We start from the raw sequence: 20,266 nt of genomic DNA, 5'->3' as shown, positions 1-20,266 counted from the left end.
GGCATGCAAACCGCGGGCCAGAATTGAGGCTCAGCGGAGTTTTTCAACACAATAGGTCGAATCCGGTCAGCCAGCCGTCAATGGTCTCAACGCGACCGCCCCAGCCGCGTCTGCAGCCGGTCCAGCACCTCGACCACGGCCGCCGGGCTGACGCCGCCCTCACACTGGCCGGTGGCGAGTTCCTGCTCGGCCACCGACAGGTTGAGCCGCACGTAGGTGCTGTCCAGCGCGTGGCGCGTGGCCAGCAGTTGCTGCGCGATGCGGGCGCAGTCGGCGCCTTCTTCCAGCAGGCGCTGCAGGCCGCGCACCTGGCCTTCGGCGCGGCGCAGGCGGTGCAGCAGGTCGGCCTTGCGTTCGGCTGGCAGGGTCGCCGCGCGGGTGGGTTCGGACTGGGGCAAGGGCGCTGGTTTCATGCCGCCACAGGCTGGATGTTGGCCAGCGGCTCTGGCGCGAGCAGCGTGCCGTCGCGCAGGCCGCGCACCGTGGCAAAGCCCAGCCACAGCACAACGATGGAGGTGATGGCCAGCAGGACCATAGCCCCGGTCTGCCAGGCGCCGCTGCCCGGCTGCAGCGCGGCGAGCTTGAGGGTGAGGGTGCAAAGTGCGGCCAGCGGGAACGACAGTGCCCAGAACGCCAGGCCAAACGGCTGGCCGGCGATGCGGCGCAGCATGGGTAGCAACCACAACAGGGTGAACAGCCCCACGCCCCAGAGCGCCAGCACCAGCGGCAGCGGCGCCTGCCACTGCAGGAGCACGATGCCGATCACGGCCGGCGGCGCCAGGGTGATGAACCAGGCCGGCAGGATGCGGTCGGGCACCGGGCTGTGCGCGATGCGGCGCACCAGCACCAGCGCCAGCACGATGGGCCAGAAGAAAGCGCCGATTCCCATCTGCGCTGCCGACCAGGCCTCGTGCCCCAGCGGCAGACCTGCCAGGGGCACCACCACATTGCCGACCACCGGGATCAGCAGCACCGGCGTGACCGCTGGCCACAGGCCTGTGTTGCCTGGGCCTTGTCCCGGTGTCACCGGCGCCAGCCAGCGCCCCAGCACCCAGACCGTGGCCCAGAGCTGGGTCAACACACCCAGCCACCACAGGCCGTTCCACACCGGGTTCGGCCCCGAGAGCGCGACGCCCACCGCGGCCAACAAGAGCACCGACACCGGAAACGCCGCCACAAACGCGTGGCGCACCGGGTGGCGCAAGTCTTCGGCCAGTGCGGCGGGGTAGCGCTGCCAGCGCACCACCGACGCGACCAGCAGCACCCCGAACACCAGCGCCGACAGCAGACCCAGCACCAGGGCGATGCCGGTGGCCATCTCGCCCAGCACAGGACCCGCGTTGTGCCAGGCCAGGGTCAGGCCACACAGACCCATGACCACCGAAAACCAGCCAGGCATCAGGAATTTCAATGGTGTCGGACTGGACATGGCAGACCTTGGGAAAGTGGGCGGGGAATCCGGTCAGCGGGCCTTGCCTGTGGAGCAGGCACCGCCGCCTTCGGGCACGCCCATTTTCCTGAACAGGATGGCGGGAGGGCAAAAGCCAGTGATGCCCGACTGGAACAGGTTGAAGCCTGCAAATGCGGTCAGCGCCAGGAACCACTCGCTCACGAAGATCGGGCTGCCGTGGTAGCCCACGGCCAGGGAAAGCATGACCACAAGACCGGCCATGATGCGGATGTAACGTTCGACGTTCATTTCAGACTCCTTGAAAAAAAGGGACAACTCAGAGGGAAAAAGATCAGGCCGGTGCGACCTCGTGGTGCTTGCGGTAGACCGCGAAATACAGGACTGGAATCACCACCAGAGTGAGCAAGGTGGACACCGCGATGCCGAAGATCAGCGAGATCGCGAGACCGTTGAAGATCGGGTCGTCCAGAATGAAAAAGGCGCCCATCATCGCGGCCAGGCCGGTCAGCGCAATCGGCTGCGCGCGCACCGCGGCGGATTGCACCACCGCCTCGGCAAACGGCACGCCCCGCGCGGTTTCCAGCTCGATGAAGTCCACCAGCAGGATGGAGTTGCGCACGATGATGCCGGCCAGCGCGATCATGCCGATCATCGAGGTGGCGGTGTATTGCGCATTGAGCAGCGCATGGCCGGGCATCACGCCGATGATGGTCAGCGGAATCGGCGCCATGATGATGAGCGGCGTGACATAGCTCTTGAACTGCGCCACCACCAGCAGGTAGATCAGGATCAGGCCCACGCCGTAGGCCGCGCCCATGTCGCGGAAGGTTTCGTAGGTGATCTGCCATTCGCCGTCCCACTTCACCGCGTATTGGCGGTAGGGGTCTTTGGGCTGGCTGATCCAGTATTCACCCAGCTCACCGGCGTTGGGCAGCGCCGCGGCGTCCATGCGGGTGCGGATGCCGAACAGGCCGTACAGCGGCGAATCGAGCTGGCCCGCCATGTCGCCCATGACGTAGGTCACCGGCAGCAGGTTCTTGGTGTAGCGCGGCTGGTCGATCACACCACGCTCCACGGTGACGAGCTCGGACAGCGGCACCATGGCGCCGTTGGCCGCCTTGAGGGGCAGCGCCAGCAGGCTGTCGAGACCCACCTGTTTGTCCAGCGGCAACTGCAGACGCACCGGCACCGCGAACTTGGCCTGGCCGTCGTGCAGGTAGGCGGCGTCAGCACCCGAAAGCGCGGCATTGACGGTCTGCGCAATCACCTGCACCGGAATACCCAGCGACTCGGCGCGCTGGCGCTGGATGCGCAGGAAAGCGCGCGGTGCCGCTTCCTTGAGCGTGGTGTCCACGCCTACGATGTCGGGCGTGTCGCGGTATGCCTGGGCCACGCGCAGCGCGAGTTCAGCGCGACCCGCTTCGTCCGGTCCATAGACCTCGGCCGCGATGGGTGAGAGCACCGGTGGCCCCGGCGGCACTTCCACCACCTTGATGCGGGCACCGCGAAGCGCGGCGATGCGCTCCAGCTCGGGCCGGTGGCGCTGCGCGATGGCGTGGCTTTTTTCGCTGCGGTGGTGGGAATCGACCAAGTTGATCTGCAGGTCGCCACTCTCGGCGTCGGCGCGCAGGTAGTACTGGCGCACCAATCCATTGAAGGTGATCGGGCTGGCGGTGCCCGCATAGCCCTGCACGTTGGCCACCTCGGGCTGACGGGCCAGCCAGGCGGTCATGTCCTGCAGCGTGGCGGCCGTGTCTTCCAGCGGTGTGCCGGCTGGCATGTCGAGCACCACCTGGTATTCGCTCTTGTTGTCGAACGGCAGCATCTTGAGCACCACCCATTGCACCGCGGCCAGGCCGACCGAGAGCAGCAGCGCGATCAAGATGCCTGCCAGCAACAGCCAGCGTTTTTTCGCACTGGCCAGCAAGGGCGTGAGCACACGGGTGAAGAAACCCTGCAAGGCATTGGTGACCTTGCTCGGGCCGTGTGCGGCGTGGCCCTCGCCGGTCCTGGTGAGTTTCAGCGCCAGCCAAGGCGTGACGGTGAACGCGATCGCCAGCGAAATCGCCATGCCCATGCTGGCGTTGATGGGGATGGGGCTCATGTACGGCCCCATCAGACCGCTCACGAACGCCATCGGGAGCAGCGCGGCAATCACGGTGAAGGTGGCCAGGATCGTGGGTCCACCCACTTCATCGACAGCCCGCGGGATGATCACCGACAAGGGTACATCGGGCGTGAGCTGGCGGTGACGGTGGATGTTTTCCACCACCACGATGGCGTCGTCCACCAGGATGCCGATGGAGAAGATGAGCGCGAACAGCGAGACGCGGTTGAGCGTGAAGCCCCAGGCCCAGGACGCGAACAGCGTGGCAGTGAGCGTGAGGATGACGGCAGCGCCCACGATGATGGCCTCACGCCGACCCAGCGCCAGGCCCACCAGAATGATCACGCTGCCGGTGGCGAAGATCAGTTTCTGGATCAGCTTGTTGGCCTTGTCGGCGGCGGTCTGGCCATAGTCGCGGGTGATCGACACCTGCACCTCGTCTGGAATCACCGTGTTCTGCAGCAGGCTCAGCCGCTCGCGCACGCCGGCCGCGACATCGACCGCATTTTCGCCCGGCTTCTTGGTCACGGTGATGGTGACAGCGGGGTGGCTCTGGCCCTGTTGTTCTGCGTGTTCGGCATCGGCTGCGCCGGGGGTGAACCACACGTAGCGTTGCGGCAACTGCGCGCCGGCTTCTACGCGCGCCACCTCGCGCAGGTAGATCGGCCGGCCCTGGCTGACACCGACCACGATGTCGCCCACGTCTTTCGCGTTCTGCAGGAACTCGCCCGTCTGCACGCTGAGCATGCCGGGCTCGCCGACTGCCGCCGCCGGGTTGGCGACAGAGCCCGAAGGCATGGCCTGATTCGCCGCGGCGATGGCGCCGTGCAAGGCCTGCACGCTGATACCGCGCTCGCGCAACCGGTTCGGCTCCAGCCAGACATGCACCGCGCGCCCCGGCCCGCCGATGGTGACCACCTCACGGGTACCAGGCACGCGCTTGAGTTCGCTCTCGACCGAGTGCGCCACCCGCTCCAGGTCGTGAGCGCTGGCCGCGTCTTTGCTCCACAAAGTGGCGGCCAGCACCGGCACGTCGTCGATGCCCTTGGGCTTGACGATTGGGGTGAGCACGCCAAGGCCTTGAGGCAGCCAGTCCTGATTGGCGTTGAGCACGTCGTACAACCGCACCAGCGCATCGGTACGCGGCACGCCGACCTGGAATTGCACCGTCAGCACCGCCACACCGGGGCGCGATACCGAGTAGGTGTGTTCAATGCCCTGGATCTGGGACAGCACGTGCTCAGCCGGTGCCGCCACCATTTTTTCAACGTCTGCGCTTGATGCCCCGGGAAATGGGATCAGCACGTTGGCCATGGTCACGTTGATCTGCGGCTCTTCTTCTCGTGGCGTCACCAGAACGGCAAACAGACCGAGCAGCAGCGCCACCAGGGCGAGCAGAGGCGTGATGGCGTTCGACTGGAAGGCGCGCGCCACCGAGCCTGAGAAGCCCAGCTTCTCGGGCGCACCGTCTGGCAGTGGGGTGTGAGGAGCGTCGCTCATGTTCGACCTCTCACTGCCCGGCCGTTGGTTGTGCACCCGCCAGACCAGCACGCACCGGGTCCAGCGCCACTCGGTCACCTGCCTTCAGTCCGGCCAGCACCTCCAGCCCGGCCTCGCCGTGGCTGGCACCGGTGCGCACCGCGCGCAATGCGAAGCCTGACGGCTGGCCCTCCCCGCGCGGGACCACCACATACACCGCGGTCAGTTCGCCGCGGCGCAGCAGCGCCGACTCGGGCACCACCAGCCGCTGCTGCTCCGCATCGATCACGAAGCGCACCCGAACCTGGCGCCCAGGCACCTGGCTGGCGCCATCGGCTGCGCTCAGGTCCAGCCGCCATTCCACCGTCTGCGACACCGGGTCGGCTGCGGGGAGGCTGGTCACCGAGGCCGGCTGAACCCAGGCCGTGTCGCCCGGAAGGCGCACTTCGACGCGCTTGGCCTGAGCAGCGGCGGTCTGCTGCGATGCTGGCACATACACCACCGCCCGGATGGGTTGCGGCGCATACACCGTGAGCACCGGCGTGCCCGGCATGGCGAGCGCGCCGGCTTCGGCGTGGGTTTGCAGCACCCAGCCGTCGTAGGGCGCGGTCAATCGGGTGAAGCCTTGCACCAGCGACGACTGCGTGCGGCCGGCGCGTGCAGCGGCCAGACCGGCTTCGGCGGCGCGCAGCTGCGATTGCGCGTTGTCCAGCGCAGCCTGGGCGATGAATCCCTGGGCGCGCAGGTCGCGCGTGCGCTCGTACTGGGCGCGGGCATTGGCGAGCTGGGCGTCGGCCTGGGCCACGCCAGCTTGGGCCTGGGCCACGCCGGCCTGCGTGGCGCGGTCGTCGATCACGGCCAGCACCTGCCCGGCCTTGACCCGGTCACCCGCTTTCACGCTCAGCTGCGCAATGCGCCCGCTGGCCTGTGCCGACAACGTGCTTTGGCGCACCGCCTGCAGGCTGCCATCCAGCTCCAGCCCGGCGCCTACCGCCTGCGCTCCCATGTTCATGACCGGGACCCGAGGCGCTGAGGCCGGTGCATCCGCCGCCAGCACGGCGCCGCCCAGCAGCAGCCCCGCCGCGAGCACCAGCGACACAGCCACGGCGCCAAAGCGTCGGTCGACCGCAGCGGGAAGGGCGGCCAGCAGGGGAGAGGAAGACGGGGACAGCATGTTGAAACTCCTATACCTGCCACAGTATATCAACATACCCCTAGGGGTACAAGAGGCAACCCGATTTTTCACCCCGCCCTGCAGAGCTCCTCACTCTCACACAGCCCGACCTGCACAAGCTCAGCACGGCCGGCGGCAGGCCTCAATCCACCGCGAAGGGCACCCGCGGCGCCACCGCGCAGAGCAGTTCGTAGGCAATCGTGCCGGCCGAGGCTGCCACCTCGTCCACCGGCAGCTCGGCGCCCGACGCCGCCCGGCCCCACAGCACCACCTCGGTGCCAACCCCGGTGGCTGCGTCCAGCGGCGTCAGGTCAACGGTGATCATGTCCATGCTCACCCGCCCCACCACCCGGGTGCTCACACCATTGACCAGCACCGGCGTGCCGGTGGGCGCGTGGCGCGGGTAGCCGTCGGCGTAGCCGCAGGCGATGACGCCGATGCGCATGGGATGCTCGGCGGTGAAACTGGAGCCATAGCCCACTGTGTCGCCCGGCTGCAAGGTCTGCACGCCGATCACGCGGGTCGACAGCGTCATGGTTGGCTGCAATCCCCAGCTGGCGGCGGTGTGCTCGGGGTGGTCCGGCGCGCTGCCATAGAGGGCGATGCCCTCGCGCACCCAGTCGGCCGACAGCGTGGACACGCCTTCGCCACGCAGCGGGCTGCTCGCGTGGCGCAGGATGGCCGCGCTGTTGCACAGGGTGCGCTCGCCCGGCAAGTCGGCCGTGGCCGCTTCGAATGCTGCCACCTGGTGAGCGATGCCGCGCGGGCCATCGGCGTCGCTGAAGTGCGTCATGAGCGAGATTTCTTCCACCTGTGGCAGCGCGTTGAGGCGCACCCAGGCGGCACGAAACGCGGTCGGGGTGAAGCCGAGCCGGTTCATGCCGCTGTTCATCTTGAGGAAGACGCGGTGCGGCTGCTGCGTCTTGTGGGCAGCCAGCCAGTCGATCTGTTCGTTGCAGTGCACGGTGTGCCACAGGTGAAGGCGGGAACACAGTTCCAGGTCGCGCGGCTCGAAGCAACCTTCCAGCAGCAGGATCGGACCCCGCCAGTCCAGCGCGCGCACGCGCTGCGCTTCATCGAAGTCGAGCATGGCCAGGCCATCGGCGCTGCGCAGCCCCTCGAAGCAGCGCTCGATGCCATGGCCATAGGCGTTGGCCTTGATCACCGCCCACAGCTTGGCGTCGGGGGCCCGCAAACGCGCCTGGCTCAGGTTGTGCCGCAGGGCGTCGATATGGATGGTGGCGAGGATGGGGCGTGGCATGGACAGACCAGAGGTGAGGTGATGCAGTTCAGGCGGCAGACGCCGGGGTCATCGGCGGGCGCCCAAGGGGCGCGTGCTATAACCCGGCATCGCTGGAGACACCCGCCGAACTTTCGCACAAAATACCCGCGCCCGGCTCCGCGCCCGGGCAGCTTCGGCACACCATTCATCCCCATGAAGCGCGGCTTCTACACCATCATGACGGCGCAGTTCTTCAGCTCGCTGGCTGACAACGCGCTGTTTGTGGTGGCCATCGAATTGCTGCGCACGCAGGGCGCACCCAACTGGCAGGCCGCGGCACTGGTGCCGCTTTTTGCCTTGTTTTATGTGGCGCTGGCGCCTTTTGTGGGTGCCTTTGCCGACGCCCGGCCCAAGGGCCAGGTGATGTTCATCAGCAATGCGATCAAGGTGGTGGGCTGCCTGATGATGCTCTGGGGCGTGCACCCGCTGCTGGCCTACACGCTGGTGGGTCTCGGCGCTGCGGCCTACTCGCCGGCCAAGTACGGCATCCTGACCGAGTTGCTGCCGCCCTCGCAGCTGGTCAAGGCCAACGGCTGGATCGAAGGGCTGACGATTGCCTCCATCATCCTGGGCGTGTTGCTCGGTGGCCAGCTGATCGCGCCCTATCTGTCCCACCACCTGCTGGCACTGGACCTGCCGTTCATGCACACCGGGGTCAACACCGCGCCCGAAGCGGCGATCGCGGTGCTGGTGGTGGTGTATGCGCTGGCGGCCTGGTTCAACACCCGCATCCCGTTGACGGGCGTGACCCCCCGGCCCATGCCCACCAACCCGCTGGCGCTGTTGCCCGATTTCTGGCGTTGCAACCAGCGCCTGTGGCGCGACCGACTGGGTCAGATCTCGCTGGCCACGACCACGCTGTTCTGGGGGGTGTCGGGCAACCTGCGCTACATCGTGCTGGCCTGGGCCGGCGCGGCACTGGGCTACAGCACCTCGCAGGCCTCGGCGCTGGTGGGCGTGGTCGCGGTGGGAACTGCTGTGGGCGCGGTGGTGGCGTCGATGCGCATGCGGCTGGATCAGGCCACGCGGGTGATGCCGCTGGGCATTGCCATGGGTATCTTGGTGATTGCGATGAACTTCATCGACAACGTCTGGGTGGCGGCTCCCTTCCTGGTGCTGCTGGGTGGGCTGGGTGGCTTTCTGGTCGTGCCCATGAACGCCTTGCTGCAGCACCGCGGCCACAACCTCATGGGTGCGGGCCGTTCCATTGCGGTACAGAACTTCAATGAGCAGGCCTGCATCCTGGGCCTGGGCGCGCTCTACAGCTTCTCGACCGCCGCCGGCGTCTCGGCCTTCGTGGCGATCACCTTGTTTGGTCTGGTCGTTGCCGGCTTCATGGCCCTGATCGCACTCTGGCACCGCCACAACCAGCGCGCGCACCCGCACGAGCTGGAGCGACTGCTCGAAATCGCGCGACGCGACGATCTTCACGGGTGAATGGGTACCCCGCACCGCAGTTGCGGCGGGGGTGGGTCAAGCTCCTCGGCGGGGGTGGTCTAAAACCCCACTGAGGTCTTCTGGAAGCCTTCGAGGTTGACCAGCCGATGCTGGGAAAGCACCTTGTACAGGTCGGACTCGGCCACCGATCGCGAGAGGTAGGCATCGCTGCCGGCCAAGCCGGCCTTCATGCGGTCCATGCTGCCTGCAATGGCGGCAAACATGATGACCACGGGCGGCTTGCCGAGCTGCTTTTGCTGTTTGGCGGTGCGGCAGACCTGGAAGGCGTCGGGCTCGCCGCTGAGCCGGTCGACCACCACCAGTCGGTAAGGATGAGCCTTGAGCATGACCACCGCCTGAGTCGCTTCACGCGACCAGTCGACACTCAGGTTGTATTTCTTGAAACGCTTGAGAAGGATGCGGCCTTCGACCAGGCTCTCCGCCACCAGCAGCACCTCGCCGCGCTGCACTTCGGGCACCGCTGGCGCCTTGCTGCGGCTGGCCGGTGATTTTTCCGGCGCCAGATCGCTTCGGCTTGCGTTCGACCTGGCGCCCGGCAGCGGCAAGTCTTCCAGTCCACCAAAGTCCGTGACACCCATGACACCCGGGCGCTGCGCCGGCGCTGCCGGGCGCACCGCGGCGGGCGGCGGAGCGGCCGGGGGCCTTCGGGCCGCCACCGCATCACCGTGGGTCATGGGCCGGGTGGGCGGGAATTCGGTGTCTTTGGCGCGTCGGCGCGGCGCCATGGCGGGCGCGAGGAGCGGTGCCTGCCGGCTCTGGTAGGGCTCGGTCTGGGCAAACGAGCGGTCACCACCTTGGCGCGGCTGCACCGGTGGTGCGTGCTGGGCCCCAGCCGCGAGCTGGACGGGGGGAGCGACCACCGGCGATGCAGCCGGTTTGCCGCCCACGATGCCATCGAGTTCGGCCAACACCGCCACCAGCTTGACCGGCTTGCGCTGCAGCGGCCAGCCGGTGCCGCCATCGCTGTTGCCCACCAGCAGCACCCTCCCGGGCAGCTCGGCATGACGCACCAGGTGCAGGGCTTGCGGGTTGTCGGCGTTGACGATCAGGATCTGCGCATCGATCACCTCGTCTTGCACCCGGTAGCTGGGCGGTCGGCGTGCGGCAAGCCGAAAAAACGACTCAAAGGTCGCCGACTCGTTTTGAGCGAACCCCACCAGGGCCACTGTGTATGAACCACGCATCAAGCGTCCTCACTGCTGTCTGATTGAAATACCGGGTGCCAGTATGCCCGTTCTGGTGCACGCCCAAGCGAGGGCAAGCGCCCAGAAGGCACACAAACGTCACGGATCGCACACGCACTTGTGTGGCGCGCCACAATGGATTGCCACGTCCTCAGCCACCGAAGGAATACACACATGTCCAGCCTCTACGATTTCGAAGCCCTGTCCATCGACGGCAAGTCCGTCAGCCTGGACCAGTACCGAGGCAAGCCGTTGTTGATCGTCAACACCGCGAGTGCCTGCGGCTTCACACCGCAATTTGGCGGCCTGGAAAAACTTCACCAGACCTACGGCCACCGTGGCCTGGTCGTGCTCGGTTTCCCGTGCAACCAGTTTGGCAGCCAGGACCCTGGATCAAACGATGAAATTGCGGGGTTTTGCCAGCGCAACTTTGGCGTGACGTTTCCGATGATGAGCAAGATCGACGTCAACGGCGCCGAGGCCCACCCGCTCTATCAGTGGCTCAGCGCAGAAGCTCCCGGCCTGCTGGGCAGCAAGGCCATCAAGTGGAACTTCACCAAGTTCCTGGTCGGCAAGGACGGACAAGTCATCAAGCGCTACGCACCTCAAGACGCACCGGAAAAGCTCGCCAAGGACATCGAGGCGGTGATCTGACCCCCCCGCGCCCGCTTCGCGGTCACCCCCCAGGGGGCGACGCTGGTCGTCCGGCAAAGCCGGCCCGACGGCGTCCTGAGATCAAGCGGCCTGCGGACCGCTTGAAGCGCGCCGCAGGCGCGCGAACTGCGCGCGGTGAGATCTGCCTAGGTGCGCGAGGCACCTGTGTTGATCGGTCCGCAGGCCGCTCAACCCAAGGGCACCACGGAACCGGCTTTGCCGGGCCGCCAGTGCCGCCCCCTGGGGGGTGACCGCGAAGCGGGCGCGGGGGGAGTCCATCTAGACCCAGCGCAGCAGCAAGCCCGCCACCAGCGGCAGCGCCACCGCGCTGAACAGGGCGCACAGTCCCATCGCCAGACCAGCGAAAGCGCCGGCCTCTTCGCTCACCTGGAACGCACGCGCCGTGCCGATGCCGTGGGCGGCGGTGCCCAGAGCGAAGCCACGCACCATGGGGTCGTGGATGCGCAGAGCGTCAAACAAGAACCGTGCGCTGGCCGCGCCCACGATGCCGGTGCTCACCACCAGCACAGCGGTGAGCGAAGGCAGGCCACCAATCTTCTCGGCGATGCCCATGGCCACCGGCGTGGTGACCGACTTGGGTGCCAGCGAAGCCAGCGTGGCCTTGGATGCACCCAGGGCCCAGCCCAGTCCGATGGCACTCACGGTCGCCGCCAGCGTCCCCACCACCAGCGCGCCCAGCATGGGCAGCCAAAGGCGCTTCAATCGGTCGAGCTGTTCAAACAGGGGCACGGCCAGCGCCACCGTGGCAGGACCCAGCAGAAAGTGAACAAACTGCGCACCTTCGAAATAGGTGGAGTAGGGCGTGCCAGTGGCCCAGAGCAGCGTGCCCAGCGCGATCACCGCCATGGCAACCGGGTTGGCCAGCGGATGAAAGCCGCTGCGCTGGTAGATGAGAAATGCGCCGTGATAGACCAGCAAGGTGGCGGTCAGCCCCAGCAGCGGGGTTGCAGAGAGGTAGACCCACACTTCGTTGAGTGCGAGCGGCAAGCCCTGCGTCATGCAGTGCCCTTGGACGCTCGTGCGCGCTTGATCAGCCAGGCCATGGTGAGCGCTGCACTGGCCAGTCCGACCCAGGTGCTGACCACCAGCGCCACCCCGATGGCCAGCGCCTCATCGCCCAGTCGCTGCAAGTGCAGCATGACGCCCACCCCCGCCGGCACAAACAGCAGCGACAGGTGTTGCAACAGGGTCTGGGCAGTGGGTTTGAGTCCCGTCACCCACGCGGGTCGCAGCACCAGGGTGAACAGCAGCAAAGCCAGCCCCACCACAGGCCCGGGCACCGGTGCGCCCGAGGCAAACACCAGCGCTTCGCCCAGCAACTGGAAAACAAGCAGGGTGGCGAGCGCTGGAATCATGACCCCCCCGCGCCGCCTGCGGCGTCACCCCCCAGGGGGCGATGCGAGTGGCCCGGCAAAGCCGGTTCCACCGCATCCTGAGCGAAGACACAGCACGCCGGAAGGGAAGTTGTTCCAGGGCACCGCGGAACCGGCTTCGCCGGGCCGCCAGTGCCGCCCCCTGGGGGGTGACGCCGCAGGCGGCGCGGGGGGGTCAACATCTGAGCGCGTCGTCCAGCACTTCAACCCAATGCTTCACCGGCGTCTGCGTGCCGCTTTGCAGGTGGGTGATGCAGCCGATGTTGGCGCTGGTGATGACTGCGGGCTTGAGCTCGTTCAGGTGGCCGAGCTTGCGGTCGCGCAGTTGGTAGGACAACTTGGGGTTGAGTAACGAATAGGTGCCCGCCGAACCGCAGCACAGGTGCGCTTCGTTCTTCGCCACCATCACGGTGAAGCCCAAAGCGCTCAGGTGCTGTTCGACACCGCCCTTGAGTTGCTGGCCGTGTTGCAGCGTGCAGGGCGGGTGGAAGCCCACCACCTTGCTGCCGTCGGGCGCTTTCGCAAGCTTGGGTTTGAGCGCGGGCACCAAGGCAGGCAGCAGTTCGCTCAGATCCTGGGTAAGTGCGCTGATGCGCGCCGCCTTGGCCGCATAGGCCGGATCGTCGGCCAGGATGTGGCCGTATTCCTTGACCGTGACGCCGCAGCCCGAAGCGTTCATCACGATGGCCTCGACACCTGCCTCCACCTCGGGCCACCAGGCGTCGATGTTGGCACGCATTTCGGCCTTGCCGCCGTCCTGGTCGTTCAGGTGGAACTTCACCGCACCACAGCAACCGGCCTTGGGCGCGACCACAGTCTGGATGCCCGCGGCGTCGAGCACGCGCGCGGTGGCGCTGTTGATGTTGGGCATCATGCTCGGCTGCACGCAGCCCGCCAGCATCAGCACCTTGCGCGCATGGGTCTGCGTGGGCCAGGCGCCCGGGTTCTGCCTGGCGGGCACTTTGTTCTTGAGCACCTCGGGCATGAGTGGGCGCACCAGTTGGCCCAGTTTCATCGCCGGGCCGAACAGCGGCGACGGCAGGCCTTCCTTGAGCAGCCAGCGCACGGCCTTTTCGGACGCCGGCCTAGGCACTTTTTCGTCCACGATCTTGCGGCCGATGTCGATCAGGTGACCGTAGTCGACGCCGCTCGGGCAGGTGGTTTCGCAGTTGCGGCAGGTCAGGCAGCGGTCCAGGTGCATCTGCGTCTTGCGCGTGGGCTCGGCGCCTTCGAGCACCTGCTTCATCAGATAGATGCGTCCGCGCGGCCCGTCGAGCTCGTCTCCCAGCAGCTGGTAGGTCGGGCAGGTGGCGGTGCAGAAACCGCAGTGCACGCACTTGCGCAGGATGGCTTCTGCGGCGCGGCCGTCGGCGCGGGCCTGGTATTCGGGGGAGAGTTGGGTTTGCATCGCGTTCAGACCATCCGGCCGGGATTGAAAATGCCAGCCGGGTCGAACTCGGCGCGCAGGCGTTGGGTGATGGTCTCGATGGTGGCGCTCTGGCGGTCGAAGCGCGGCACACGCTGTGCACCGTCGGCGCCGGCGCGAAACAGGGTGGCGTGGCCCTGGAGCTCAGCCGCCGCAGCCCGAATGTCGGCCGCTGCCGATGCCGGTGCCCACAACCAGCGCTGCGCGCCTTGCCACTCCACCAGCTGCGCGTAAGGCAACTTGACCACCGGCGCGGTCTGCGGCAGCGACAGCCGCCACAGGCAGAGCTCTGGCGAGGGCGTCTGGAAAAACGGCAAGGTCTGGTCCCGGCAGGCGGCCCAGTCGCCCGCGGCCTGCGCGTTGTCCAGGCGCTGACCCTGGGCTTCTCGGAGCAGACGTTCGCTGGCGGCGTCCACCGCAGCGACCGCGCCGCGCAGGCGCACATACAAGCGCTCGGGCTGCCCGGCCGCGGTCTCGTCCTTCACCCAGCAACTCGCATTGAGCGGCAGGGGCTGGCCGCCCCAGCGGTGAAGCTGTTCAAGCGCATCGTGCTGACCCAGCTCAAACACCAGCGTGGCCTCGGCCGGCGCGACCGGCAGCACCTTGAGCGATACGTCGGTGATGACGCCCAGGGTGCCCAGGCTGCCGGCCATCACGCGACTGACGTCGTAGCCGGCCACGTTCTTCATGACTTGGCCACCAAAGGTGAGCCACTCGCCGCGCCCATCGATGAACTGCAGGCCGAGCACAAAATCGCGCACACCTCCCGCGCTGGCGCGCGCAGGCCCAGCCAGGCCAGCGGCGACCGCGCCACCGATGGTGGAGGCCGGGCCAAAGTGCGGTGGCTCAAATGGCAGGCACTGGCCTTTTTCGGTCAGCGCGGCCTCCAGCTCGGCCAGCGGTGTGCCCGCGCGAACCGTCACCACCAGTTCGGTGGGTTCGTGGCTGCTGATGCCGCTCCAGTCGTTGGTGTTGAGCGTTTGGCCTGCCCCGGGTTGGCCGTAAAAACTTTTGCTGTCACCGCCAACGATGCGCAGCGGCTGGCGCGCGGCGCTGGCGGCTCGCACCTGGTCGATCAAATGGCTGGGGGCTTGGTCTGGCGGTGTTTGCATGGCCGCCATGGTAGCGGCCAGCCCCTGGCGAGGCGTTGAATTTTTTGCACGGCGCGGTGCAATCGCGTCCCCCTGGGCGCGTCGGATCGCCGCGCCCAGGGATTACCCTGAGCAGGGGAATCGACTCAACGCGTGTAGCCCAGGCACATGCCGGCGTTGGGTCGACCTTTGCATTCGCGCTTGAGGCGCTTCTCGCGCGCGGCCGGTTTTTCGCTGGAAGGTGCGTCGTGGAACGTGACCTTGCTCGGCAGCTTGCGCTCGCCTGGCGGCGGGGCGGCCAACGCGGTAGCGCAACAGGCGATGAGCCAGATGGCAACGCCAGCGTACAGCAGGCGCTGATTGAGAGCTTCGGGCATGGGGTCCCTCCTTCGGAATGTGATCGGAACAGCGCCATCTTGCCGCGCGCAACCATCGCTGTCTGTGATGTGTTCACCAACCAAAAAAAGACCCGCGTGCCTTTCGGCAACGCGGGTTCAACATCCAAAGGAGAACAGTTCACCCAGGCAGCACGTGAGCGCCGCCTGGGGTTTCGGCCGGGTCAGCGACCGTAGGCCGTCTCGCCGTGCGAGGTGATGTCCAGACCTTCGCGCTCGGCTTCTTCCGTGACGCGCAGACCCATGACCATGTCAACGATCTTGTAGCAGATGAAGGCGACCACACCCGACCACACCATGGTGATGACCACGCCTTCGGCCTGGATCAGCAGCTGGCTGCCGATGGAGAAGTCGTCGCCACCCGTGCCACCCAGGCCAGGGGCGCCGAACACGCCGACCAACAGCGCGCCCACGATGCCACCGATGCCGTGGATGCCGAACACGTCGAGCGAGTCGTCGGCGCCGAGCATCTTCTTCAGGCCACCCACGCCCCACAGGCACAGGAAGCCAGCGATCAGGCCAATGATGATGGCGCCCATGGGGCCCACCGAACCGCAGGCCGGGGTGATGGCGACCAGGCCGGCCACCGCGCCGGATGCAGCGCCCAGCATCGAAGCCTTGCCCTTGCTCAGGGACTCACCGATGCACCAGGCCAGCACGGCAGCCGCGGTTGCGACCAGGGTGTTGATGAACGGCAGACCGACAAACGTGTTGGCTTCCAGGTTGGAGCCGGCGTTGAAACCGAACCAGCCCACCCACAGCATGGCGGCGCCCACCATGGTCAGCGTCAGGCTGTGAGGCGCCATCGATTCTTTGCCGTAGCCAATGCGCTTGCCGATCACATAGGCACCGACTAGGCCGGCCATGGCCGCGTTGATGTGCACCACGGTGCCGCCAGCGAAGTCCAGCGCGCCCTTGTCCAGCAGGTAACCGCCAGCGCCCCAGACCATGTGAGCGATTGGGATGTAGCTGAAGGTGAACCACAGGGCACAGAACAGCAGCACGGAGCCGAACTTGATGCGCTCGGCGAACGAGCCCACGATCAGCGCGCAGGTGATGCCAGCAAAGGTGCACTGGAAGGCGATGAAGATGTACTCGGGGATCTTCACGCCATCGGTGAAGGTGTCGGCGAGCGACTCGGGGGTGACGCCCATCAGGAACACCTTGCTCAGGTTACCGATGATCAGTCCTTCCCCACCAAACGCCAGGCTGTAGCCGTAGACGGCCCACAGCACGGTGATCAGCGAGAACACCACCATCACCTGCATCAGCACCGACAGCATGTTCTTGCTGCGGACCAGGCCGCCATAGAACAAGGCCAGGCCAGGAATGACCATCATGACCACCAGGATGGTGGAGACCATCATCCAGGCCACGTCGCCTTTGTCCACGGTGGGCGCAGGAGCCTCAGCTTCAGCGGCAGGAGCGGCTTCAGCCGCCATCGCGGGGGCCGCAGCAGCATCAGGCGCCGCCGCAGCAGGAGCTTCAGCAGGCGCCGCGACAGCCGCCGGCGCTTCGGTGGTGGTCTGGGCGATGGCGCTCAGCCCGCCCAGGGCCAGGCTCAGGCCCAGCGTGAGGGAAACAATCAGCTTTTTCATGTCCGTGCTCTTTCTTGTGCGGGCGTTGATCAAAGCGCTTCTTTGCCGGTTTCGCCGGTGCGGATGCGGACCACCTGTTCGAGGGCGGTGACGAAAATCTTGCCGTCGCCGATCTTTCCGGTACGCGCAGCACCTTCGATGGCTTCGATGACGCGATCGACGAGGTCGTCGGACACGGCGGCTTCGATCTTCACTTTGGGCAGAAAGTCGACCACGTACTCGGCGCCGCGGTACAGCTCGGTGTGGCCCTTCTGGCGGCCGAAGCCTTTGACTTCGGTCACGGTGATGCCTTGCACGCCCATGGTGGACAGGGCTTCACGCACCTCGTCCAGCTTGAACGGCTTGATAACGGCTGAAACCATTTTCATGCTGTGATTCCTCTTCTAGATCTCAAAAGACGCTGAGCCGAAGGCCCGGCGCCGGGGTGGATACAAACGCTGACACACCCAAGCACGGTCCGTGCCAGGCCACTCGTGTGGTGCGGTCTCTGCGGGCAGCTTCGTGGCAAGCCAGCTGCACCATCGCGACGCCAGAGCTCCACCTCCCCCGCATGGGTGGCAGCTTTTGGCGCCGCCTGTGCCATGATTTCGCTGCCGCTGCGCACGCCCCTCTGTCACACCAAAGGTGTGCGCACCAAGTTTGTGCATGCACCGCCTTGACCTGATTCGAGGTCGTGTCTGGTTTTGTGCACCGAAACAGGGAGTTTTCACACCATGAGTCTGTCGCTGGTGCACAGCCGCGCCCTGATCGGGCTGGACGCGCGTCCGGTGCAGGTGGAAGTCCACCTGGCCAACGGCCTGCCCAGCTTCACCCTGGTGGGCCTGGCCGACACCGAGGTGAAGGAAGCGCGCGAACGCGTGCGCTCGGCCATCGCCAACGCCGGGCTGGACTTTCCGTCCAACAAGACGGTCACCGTCAACCTCGCGCCGGCCGACCTGCCCAAGGACTCCGGCCGCTTCGACCTGCCAATTGCCCTGGGCATCCTCGCCGCCAGCGGCCAGATCAGCGCGGCCAAACTCGAAGGCTGGGAATTCGCTGGCGAGCTCTCGCTGGGTGGTGAGCTGAGGGCGGTGCGCGGCGCCCTGGCCATGAGCCTGGCTCTCCACCGAAAAGACAGTGAGCGCTCGCAGTTGGTGCTGCCGCCTGGCAGCGCCGAAGAGGCCGCGTTGGTGCCCGGCGCCGCCGTGTTCCGCGCCCGCCACCTGCTGGACGTGGTCGCGCGCTTCCTGCCCGAGGCCGCGCTGGCCGAAGGCGACAACGCCGAAGGTGACGGCTGGCAGCGGCTGACTGCACAGGTCATTGCCCCGGCGCAGCGCTATGCCGACCTGGCCGATGTGAAAGGCCAGGCCGCAGCCAAGCGGGCGCTGGAGGTGGCTGCTGCCGGGGGCCACAGCCTGCTCATGGTCGGCCCGCCCGGCTCCGGCAAAAGCATGCTGGCGCAGCGCTTCGCTGGCCTGCTGCCGCCCATGAGCACCGACGAGGCCCTGGAATCCGCCGCCGTGGCCTCACTGGCCGGGCGCTTTGAACTGGCTCGCTGGGGCCAGCGCCCCACCTGCTCACCGCACCACAGCGCCAGCGCGGTCGCGCTCGTGGGCGGCGGATCGCCGCCACGGCCCGGTGGACACAATCAAATATGCAGCATTTATTTACAGCGTTAAATCAACAACTTAGCGCGTCAGCCGTCAAAGTTGGACTGCTGTGATTGTCAAAGTTGGACATCACTGAGGCAGAAAGCTGTATCAAGTCCGCTGCCACGATTCACGGAGTGGTTCAAGCTTGTGGCTGCGCTGCAGCGACTGGAGTCGGTCGCCGGCGGCGGTTGTGCTCGCGCTGAATGCAACGAAGGGGCTGTTGGGCGTTTCGACTTGCCCCAGCCTGAGTGGCGGCTGTAGGAGGTATTGTGTTGAAAAACTCGGGCGCCGCCGTTGAAGTCGTGATGACCAAAAACTCGACCTCATAGAACGGCCTAGGATCGCCGATCTCACTCAAGGTAAGGGGTGAAGTACCCCCGAAAACGTGCTGAAAACTTGCCAAGGGAGTTTTTCAACACAATTGGAGGTACTGCGGTCATTCGGCTTTCGCGACTCGGCTGGCGCCGAGCCACCGACCGCTTCCCCATCACCTGGACTGGCGGTTTCGACCCTGAGCGGCCCGTCGCGCTGCAATTTCAAAGCAGCCTCTCAAACGAGAAACCGATGCAAGGCGTTGCGTTTGCTCGTTCTAGGATTCCCATCCACTCGGCTAGAGTGCTGCGAAATGCTCTTGGTCAGCACCATCAGTTTGCCGGTAGCATGCGAGCGTGCAAACGCGCTGTGGCCGTCATGAGCCTGATCCAGTCAGCGCGCAAAGACGGGCAGGACCCTTCTCCTAGCCGGTGGCACGGACCGGGCCGGTTGTTGTGACGCTGAACTTGACCGCACCGGTGGCGTCCGTGGTGGCCACGGTGCTCAGGCCAGTGAGCATGCCTTTGGTTTTGTAGCTGTAGCTGGTGACCTGGCCGGGCTGGGCGATCCGGGTGGTTGTCTACCCAATCGCTACGTAGTCGCCCGCACCGCCTGGCGGCAGGTTGCCCCCGGCGATCATGTTGAACAGCAAGGTGATGGTGGGCGGCTCGGGCGACATCATCTGCCGCAGCGTGACCTGATCCAGGCACAGTGCGTGGCTGCCGTTGGGGGACGCCATGCCCAAGCCCCAGCTGCGCGAACTCATGGGCAGGTCCACCCAGCGCCATTGCAGATCGCGCTCCAGCAGCAGCGCAAACGCGCCACCCACGCCATTGAACAAGGCGTTGCGTGCCTTGGGCTTGAGCGTGGTGCGCACCGGGCGCAAGGCTTCCACCTCGGCGGTGATGGCGGCCAACACCGCTTCGGCGCTGGATGAGATGTTCAGACCTTTTGCCTCCAGCCAGGCCAGGCCGCTGCTTTGCACCAGGGCCTTTTCTTTGGCGGGCGCTTCGCGCCAGCGCGGCCAGCGGGGTGCCTGGGGCACCTCGGGAGCCGGGCGGGGTGGCGGCGGGACAGCCTGTTCGGCGCTGTCCACCACGTAGCCCACGTGCTCGAAGTACACGCCCTTCAGGCCCAAAGCTTCGTAACGGTCTACGAAGTTTTGGGTGTAGAAGATCGGACCTCGCCAAAAATTGAGTTTGAAGGCATCCCATTCCATCGCCCGCGGATCGGTGATGTTGATCCAGTGTATCCATGAGACCCATTTCTCTTCGGGAAACTCTTCAGTGCCAGACCGTGCGATCCGTGAATTTATGGGGCAGTGTGATTCGGTCCAACGCAGTGGTCGCATCACTTGCCAAGGTTCCTCGTTAACGGTGAATGGTAGCAACTCAAAGTCTTCGGTTTTTTCTGGCCAAAGGCAATCTGCAGCCCATGCCGAACACGAAATCTGAATAGCGCCAGCAAAGGTTAGATCCGGTTTTTTGGATTTCTTGCTTTTTATCTCCCATGTCATTTTCCATTGGGACCAGGTATCTGGGGATTCGAAAGCTTCCCCTTTGATAAGCTTTTCATATTCCATTTGCTCGATAGTGCTTGGGCTATTTTTGACTCCAAAAAGTGCCGAGTAGTAGCCCTCAGAGGGCCAGCAGTAGTAAAGTTTTATCTTT

The 20,266-nt window shown here is 66.1% G+C and carries 17 protein-coding genes and 1 pseudogene; 3 read left to right on the top strand and 15 right to left on the bottom strand.

Features of this window, described 5'->3' with window-relative positions:
- Positions 1-86 precede the first annotated feature (86 nt).
- The 6 genes from QUV25_RS16355 to alr form a co-directional block, all read right to left on the bottom strand.
- Positions 87-413, bottom strand: a complete 327-nt coding sequence (locus tag QUV25_RS16355; RefSeq protein ID WP_300865517.1) for a metal-sensing transcriptional repressor — start codon at positions 411-413, stop codon at positions 87-89.
- On the bottom strand, positions 410-1,399 hold the full coding sequence (locus tag QUV25_RS16350) for an SLAC1 anion channel family protein (RefSeq protein ID WP_300865515.1): 990 nt from the start codon (positions 1,397-1,399) through the stop codon (positions 410-412). Before QUV25_RS16350 ends, QUV25_RS16355 begins: the two co-directional genes overlap by 4 nt.
- A gap of 63 nt (positions 1,400-1,462) precedes the next feature.
- Positions 1,463-1,699, bottom strand: a complete 237-nt coding sequence (locus tag QUV25_RS16345) for a DUF2892 domain-containing protein (protein ID WP_300865514.1) — start codon at positions 1,697-1,699, stop codon at positions 1,463-1,465.
- Between the two features lie 43 nt (positions 1,700-1,742).
- Positions 1,743-5,018 carry an efflux RND transporter permease subunit gene (locus QUV25_RS16340; protein WP_300865513.1) on the bottom strand — a complete coding sequence of 1,092 codons (3,276 nt, stop codon included), beginning with the start codon at positions 5,016-5,018 and terminating at the stop codon, positions 1,743-1,745.
- A 10-nt stretch (positions 5,019-5,028) separates the two neighbouring features.
- Positions 5,029-6,171 carry an efflux RND transporter periplasmic adaptor subunit gene (locus QUV25_RS16335; protein ID WP_300865512.1) on the bottom strand — a complete coding sequence of 381 codons (1,143 nt, stop codon included), beginning with the start codon at positions 6,169-6,171 and terminating at the stop codon, positions 5,029-5,031.
- 142 nt (positions 6,172-6,313) lie between these two features.
- Positions 6,314-7,432, bottom strand: a complete 1,119-nt coding sequence (alr, locus tag QUV25_RS16330) for an alanine racemase (protein ID WP_300865510.1) — start codon at positions 7,430-7,432, stop codon at positions 6,314-6,316.
- Positions 7,433-7,606: 174 nt separating this feature from the next.
- Between alr and lplT the strand changes: the two genes are divergently transcribed.
- The gene (lplT, locus tag QUV25_RS16325; RefSeq protein ID WP_300865508.1) at positions 7,607-8,890 is read left to right on the top strand and encodes a lysophospholipid transporter LplT; all 1,284 of its coding nucleotides are present in this window, start codon (positions 7,607-7,609) and stop codon (positions 8,888-8,890) included.
- Positions 8,891-8,949: 59 nt separating this feature from the next.
- Here lplT and QUV25_RS16320 read toward each other — a convergent pair whose 3' ends face one another.
- A complete protein-coding gene (locus tag QUV25_RS16320) occupies positions 8,950-10,095 on the bottom strand; it encodes a hypothetical protein (RefSeq protein ID WP_300865506.1) in 1,146 nt (381 codons plus the stop codon).
- Between the two features lie 174 nt (positions 10,096-10,269).
- Here QUV25_RS16320 and QUV25_RS16315 point away from each other — a divergent pair, with 174 nt between their 5' ends.
- Positions 10,270-10,749 (top strand): glutathione peroxidase, encoded by a 480-nt coding sequence (locus QUV25_RS16315; protein ID WP_300865504.1) that lies wholly within the window; start codon positions 10,270-10,272, stop codon positions 10,747-10,749.
- Between the two features lie 279 nt (positions 10,750-11,028).
- Here QUV25_RS16315 and QUV25_RS16310 read toward each other — a convergent pair whose 3' ends face one another.
- The 7 genes from QUV25_RS16310 to QUV25_RS16280 all read right to left on the bottom strand — a co-directional run bounded on the left by QUV25_RS16310 (position 11,029) and on the right by QUV25_RS16280 (position 17,021).
- A complete protein-coding gene (locus QUV25_RS16310; RefSeq protein WP_300865502.1) occupies positions 11,029-11,769 on the bottom strand; it encodes an LrgB family protein in 741 nt (246 codons plus the stop codon).
- A complete protein-coding gene (locus QUV25_RS16305) occupies positions 11,766-12,125 on the bottom strand; it encodes a CidA/LrgA family protein (RefSeq protein ID WP_300865500.1) in 360 nt (119 codons plus the stop codon). The genes QUV25_RS16310 and QUV25_RS16305 overlap by 4 nt, the downstream gene beginning before the upstream one ends.
- 193 nt (positions 12,126-12,318) lie before the next feature.
- Positions 12,319-13,551 carry a glycolate oxidase subunit GlcF gene (glcF, locus tag QUV25_RS16300; RefSeq protein ID WP_300865498.1) on the bottom strand — a complete coding sequence of 411 codons (1,233 nt, stop codon included), beginning with the start codon at positions 13,549-13,551 and terminating at the stop codon, positions 12,319-12,321.
- A gap of 5 nt (positions 13,552-13,556) precedes the next feature.
- Positions 13,557-14,681: a glycolate oxidase subunit GlcE gene (gene glcE, locus QUV25_RS16295; RefSeq protein WP_300865497.1), complete on the bottom strand. Its 1,125-nt coding sequence runs from the start codon at positions 14,679-14,681 to the stop codon at positions 13,557-13,559.
- 125 nt (positions 14,682-14,806) lie between these two features.
- Positions 14,807-15,037, bottom strand: a complete 231-nt coding sequence (locus QUV25_RS16290; protein WP_300865496.1) for a hypothetical protein — start codon at positions 15,035-15,037, stop codon at positions 14,807-14,809.
- A 182-nt stretch (positions 15,038-15,219) separates the two neighbouring features.
- Positions 15,220-16,653, bottom strand: coding sequence for an ammonium transporter (locus tag QUV25_RS16285; protein WP_300865495.1), 1,434 nt, complete (start codon positions 16,651-16,653; stop codon positions 15,220-15,222).
- Between the two features lie 29 nt (positions 16,654-16,682).
- The gene (locus tag QUV25_RS16280; RefSeq protein WP_300865494.1) at positions 16,683-17,021 is read right to left on the bottom strand and encodes a P-II family nitrogen regulator; all 339 of its coding nucleotides are present in this window, start codon (positions 17,019-17,021) and stop codon (positions 16,683-16,685) included.
- 345 nt (positions 17,022-17,366) lie between these two features.
- Between QUV25_RS16280 and QUV25_RS16275 the strand changes: the two are divergent.
- Positions 17,367-18,272 (top strand): annotated as a pseudogene (locus tag QUV25_RS16275) (magnesium chelatase domain-containing protein); the annotation flags it as partial.
- Positions 18,273-19,176: 904 nt separating this feature from the next.
- Here the strand turns inward: QUV25_RS16275 and QUV25_RS16270 are convergent.
- Entirely contained in the window at positions 19,177-19,815 is a 639-nt protein-coding gene (locus QUV25_RS16270; protein WP_300865493.1) for a hypothetical protein, read from the bottom strand.
- Positions 19,816-20,266 lie beyond the last annotated feature (451 nt).

The organism is Hydrogenophaga sp. (assembly GCF_030373245.1).
Lineage (GTDB): Bacteria > Pseudomonadota > Gammaproteobacteria > Burkholderiales > Burkholderiaceae_C > Hydrogenophaga.
Note: the sequence above shows the minus strand (reverse complement) of the source record. Positions and strands in the feature narration are given on the sequence as shown.

Bases quoted from the DNA above. Each gene is read 5' to 3' on its own strand.
- QUV25_RS16305 (WP_300865500.1), bottom strand. From the start codon at position 12,125: ATGATTCCAGCGCTCGCCACCCTGCTTGTTTTCCAGTTGCTGGGCGAA.
- QUV25_RS16270 (WP_300865493.1), bottom strand. From the start codon at position 19,815: ATGGAATGGGATGCCTTCAAACTCAATTTTTGGCGAGGTCCGATCTTC.
- QUV25_RS16290 (WP_300865496.1), bottom strand. From the start codon at position 15,037: ATGCCCGAAGCTCTCAATCAGCGCCTGCTGTACGCTGGCGTTGCCATC.
- lplT (WP_300865508.1), top strand. From the start codon at position 7,607: ATGAAGCGCGGCTTCTACACCATCATGACGGCGCAGTTCTTCAGCTCG.
- QUV25_RS16340 (WP_300865513.1), bottom strand. From the start codon at position 5,018: ATGAGCGACGCTCCTCACACCCCACTGCCAGACGGTGCGCCCGAGAAG.
- glcE (WP_300865497.1), bottom strand. From the start codon at position 14,681: ATGCAAACACCGCCAGACCAAGCCCCCAGCCATTTGATCGACCAGGTG.
- alr (WP_300865510.1), bottom strand. From the start codon at position 7,432: ATGCCACGCCCCATCCTCGCCACCATCCATATCGACGCCCTGCGGCAC.
- QUV25_RS16315 (WP_300865504.1), top strand. From the start codon at position 10,270: ATGTCCAGCCTCTACGATTTCGAAGCCCTGTCCATCGACGGCAAGTCC.
- QUV25_RS16350 (WP_300865515.1), bottom strand. From the start codon at position 1,399: ATGCCTGGCTGGTTTTCGGTGGTCATGGGTCTGTGTGGCCTGACCCTG.
- QUV25_RS16285 (WP_300865495.1), bottom strand. From the start codon at position 16,653: ATGAAAAAGCTGATTGTTTCCCTCACGCTGGGCCTGAGCCTGGCCCTG.
- glcF (WP_300865498.1), bottom strand. From the start codon at position 13,551: ATGCAAACCCAACTCTCCCCCGAATACCAGGCCCGCGCCGACGGCCGC.
- QUV25_RS16310 (WP_300865502.1), bottom strand. From the start codon at position 11,769: ATGACGCAGGGCTTGCCGCTCGCACTCAACGAAGTGTGGGTCTACCTC.
- QUV25_RS16345 (WP_300865514.1), bottom strand. From the start codon at position 1,699: ATGAACGTCGAACGTTACATCCGCATCATGGCCGGTCTTGTGGTCATG.
- QUV25_RS16280 (WP_300865494.1), bottom strand. From the start codon at position 17,021: ATGAAAATGGTTTCAGCCGTTATCAAGCCGTTCAAGCTGGACGAGGTG.
- QUV25_RS16335 (WP_300865512.1), bottom strand. From the start codon at position 6,171: ATGCTGTCCCCGTCTTCCTCTCCCCTGCTGGCCGCCCTTCCCGCTGCG.
- QUV25_RS16355 (WP_300865517.1), bottom strand. From the start codon at position 413: ATGAAACCAGCGCCCTTGCCCCAGTCCGAACCCACCCGCGCGGCGACC.
- QUV25_RS16320 (WP_300865506.1), bottom strand. From the start codon at position 10,095: ATGCGTGGTTCATACACAGTGGCCCTGGTGGGGTTCGCTCAAAACGAG.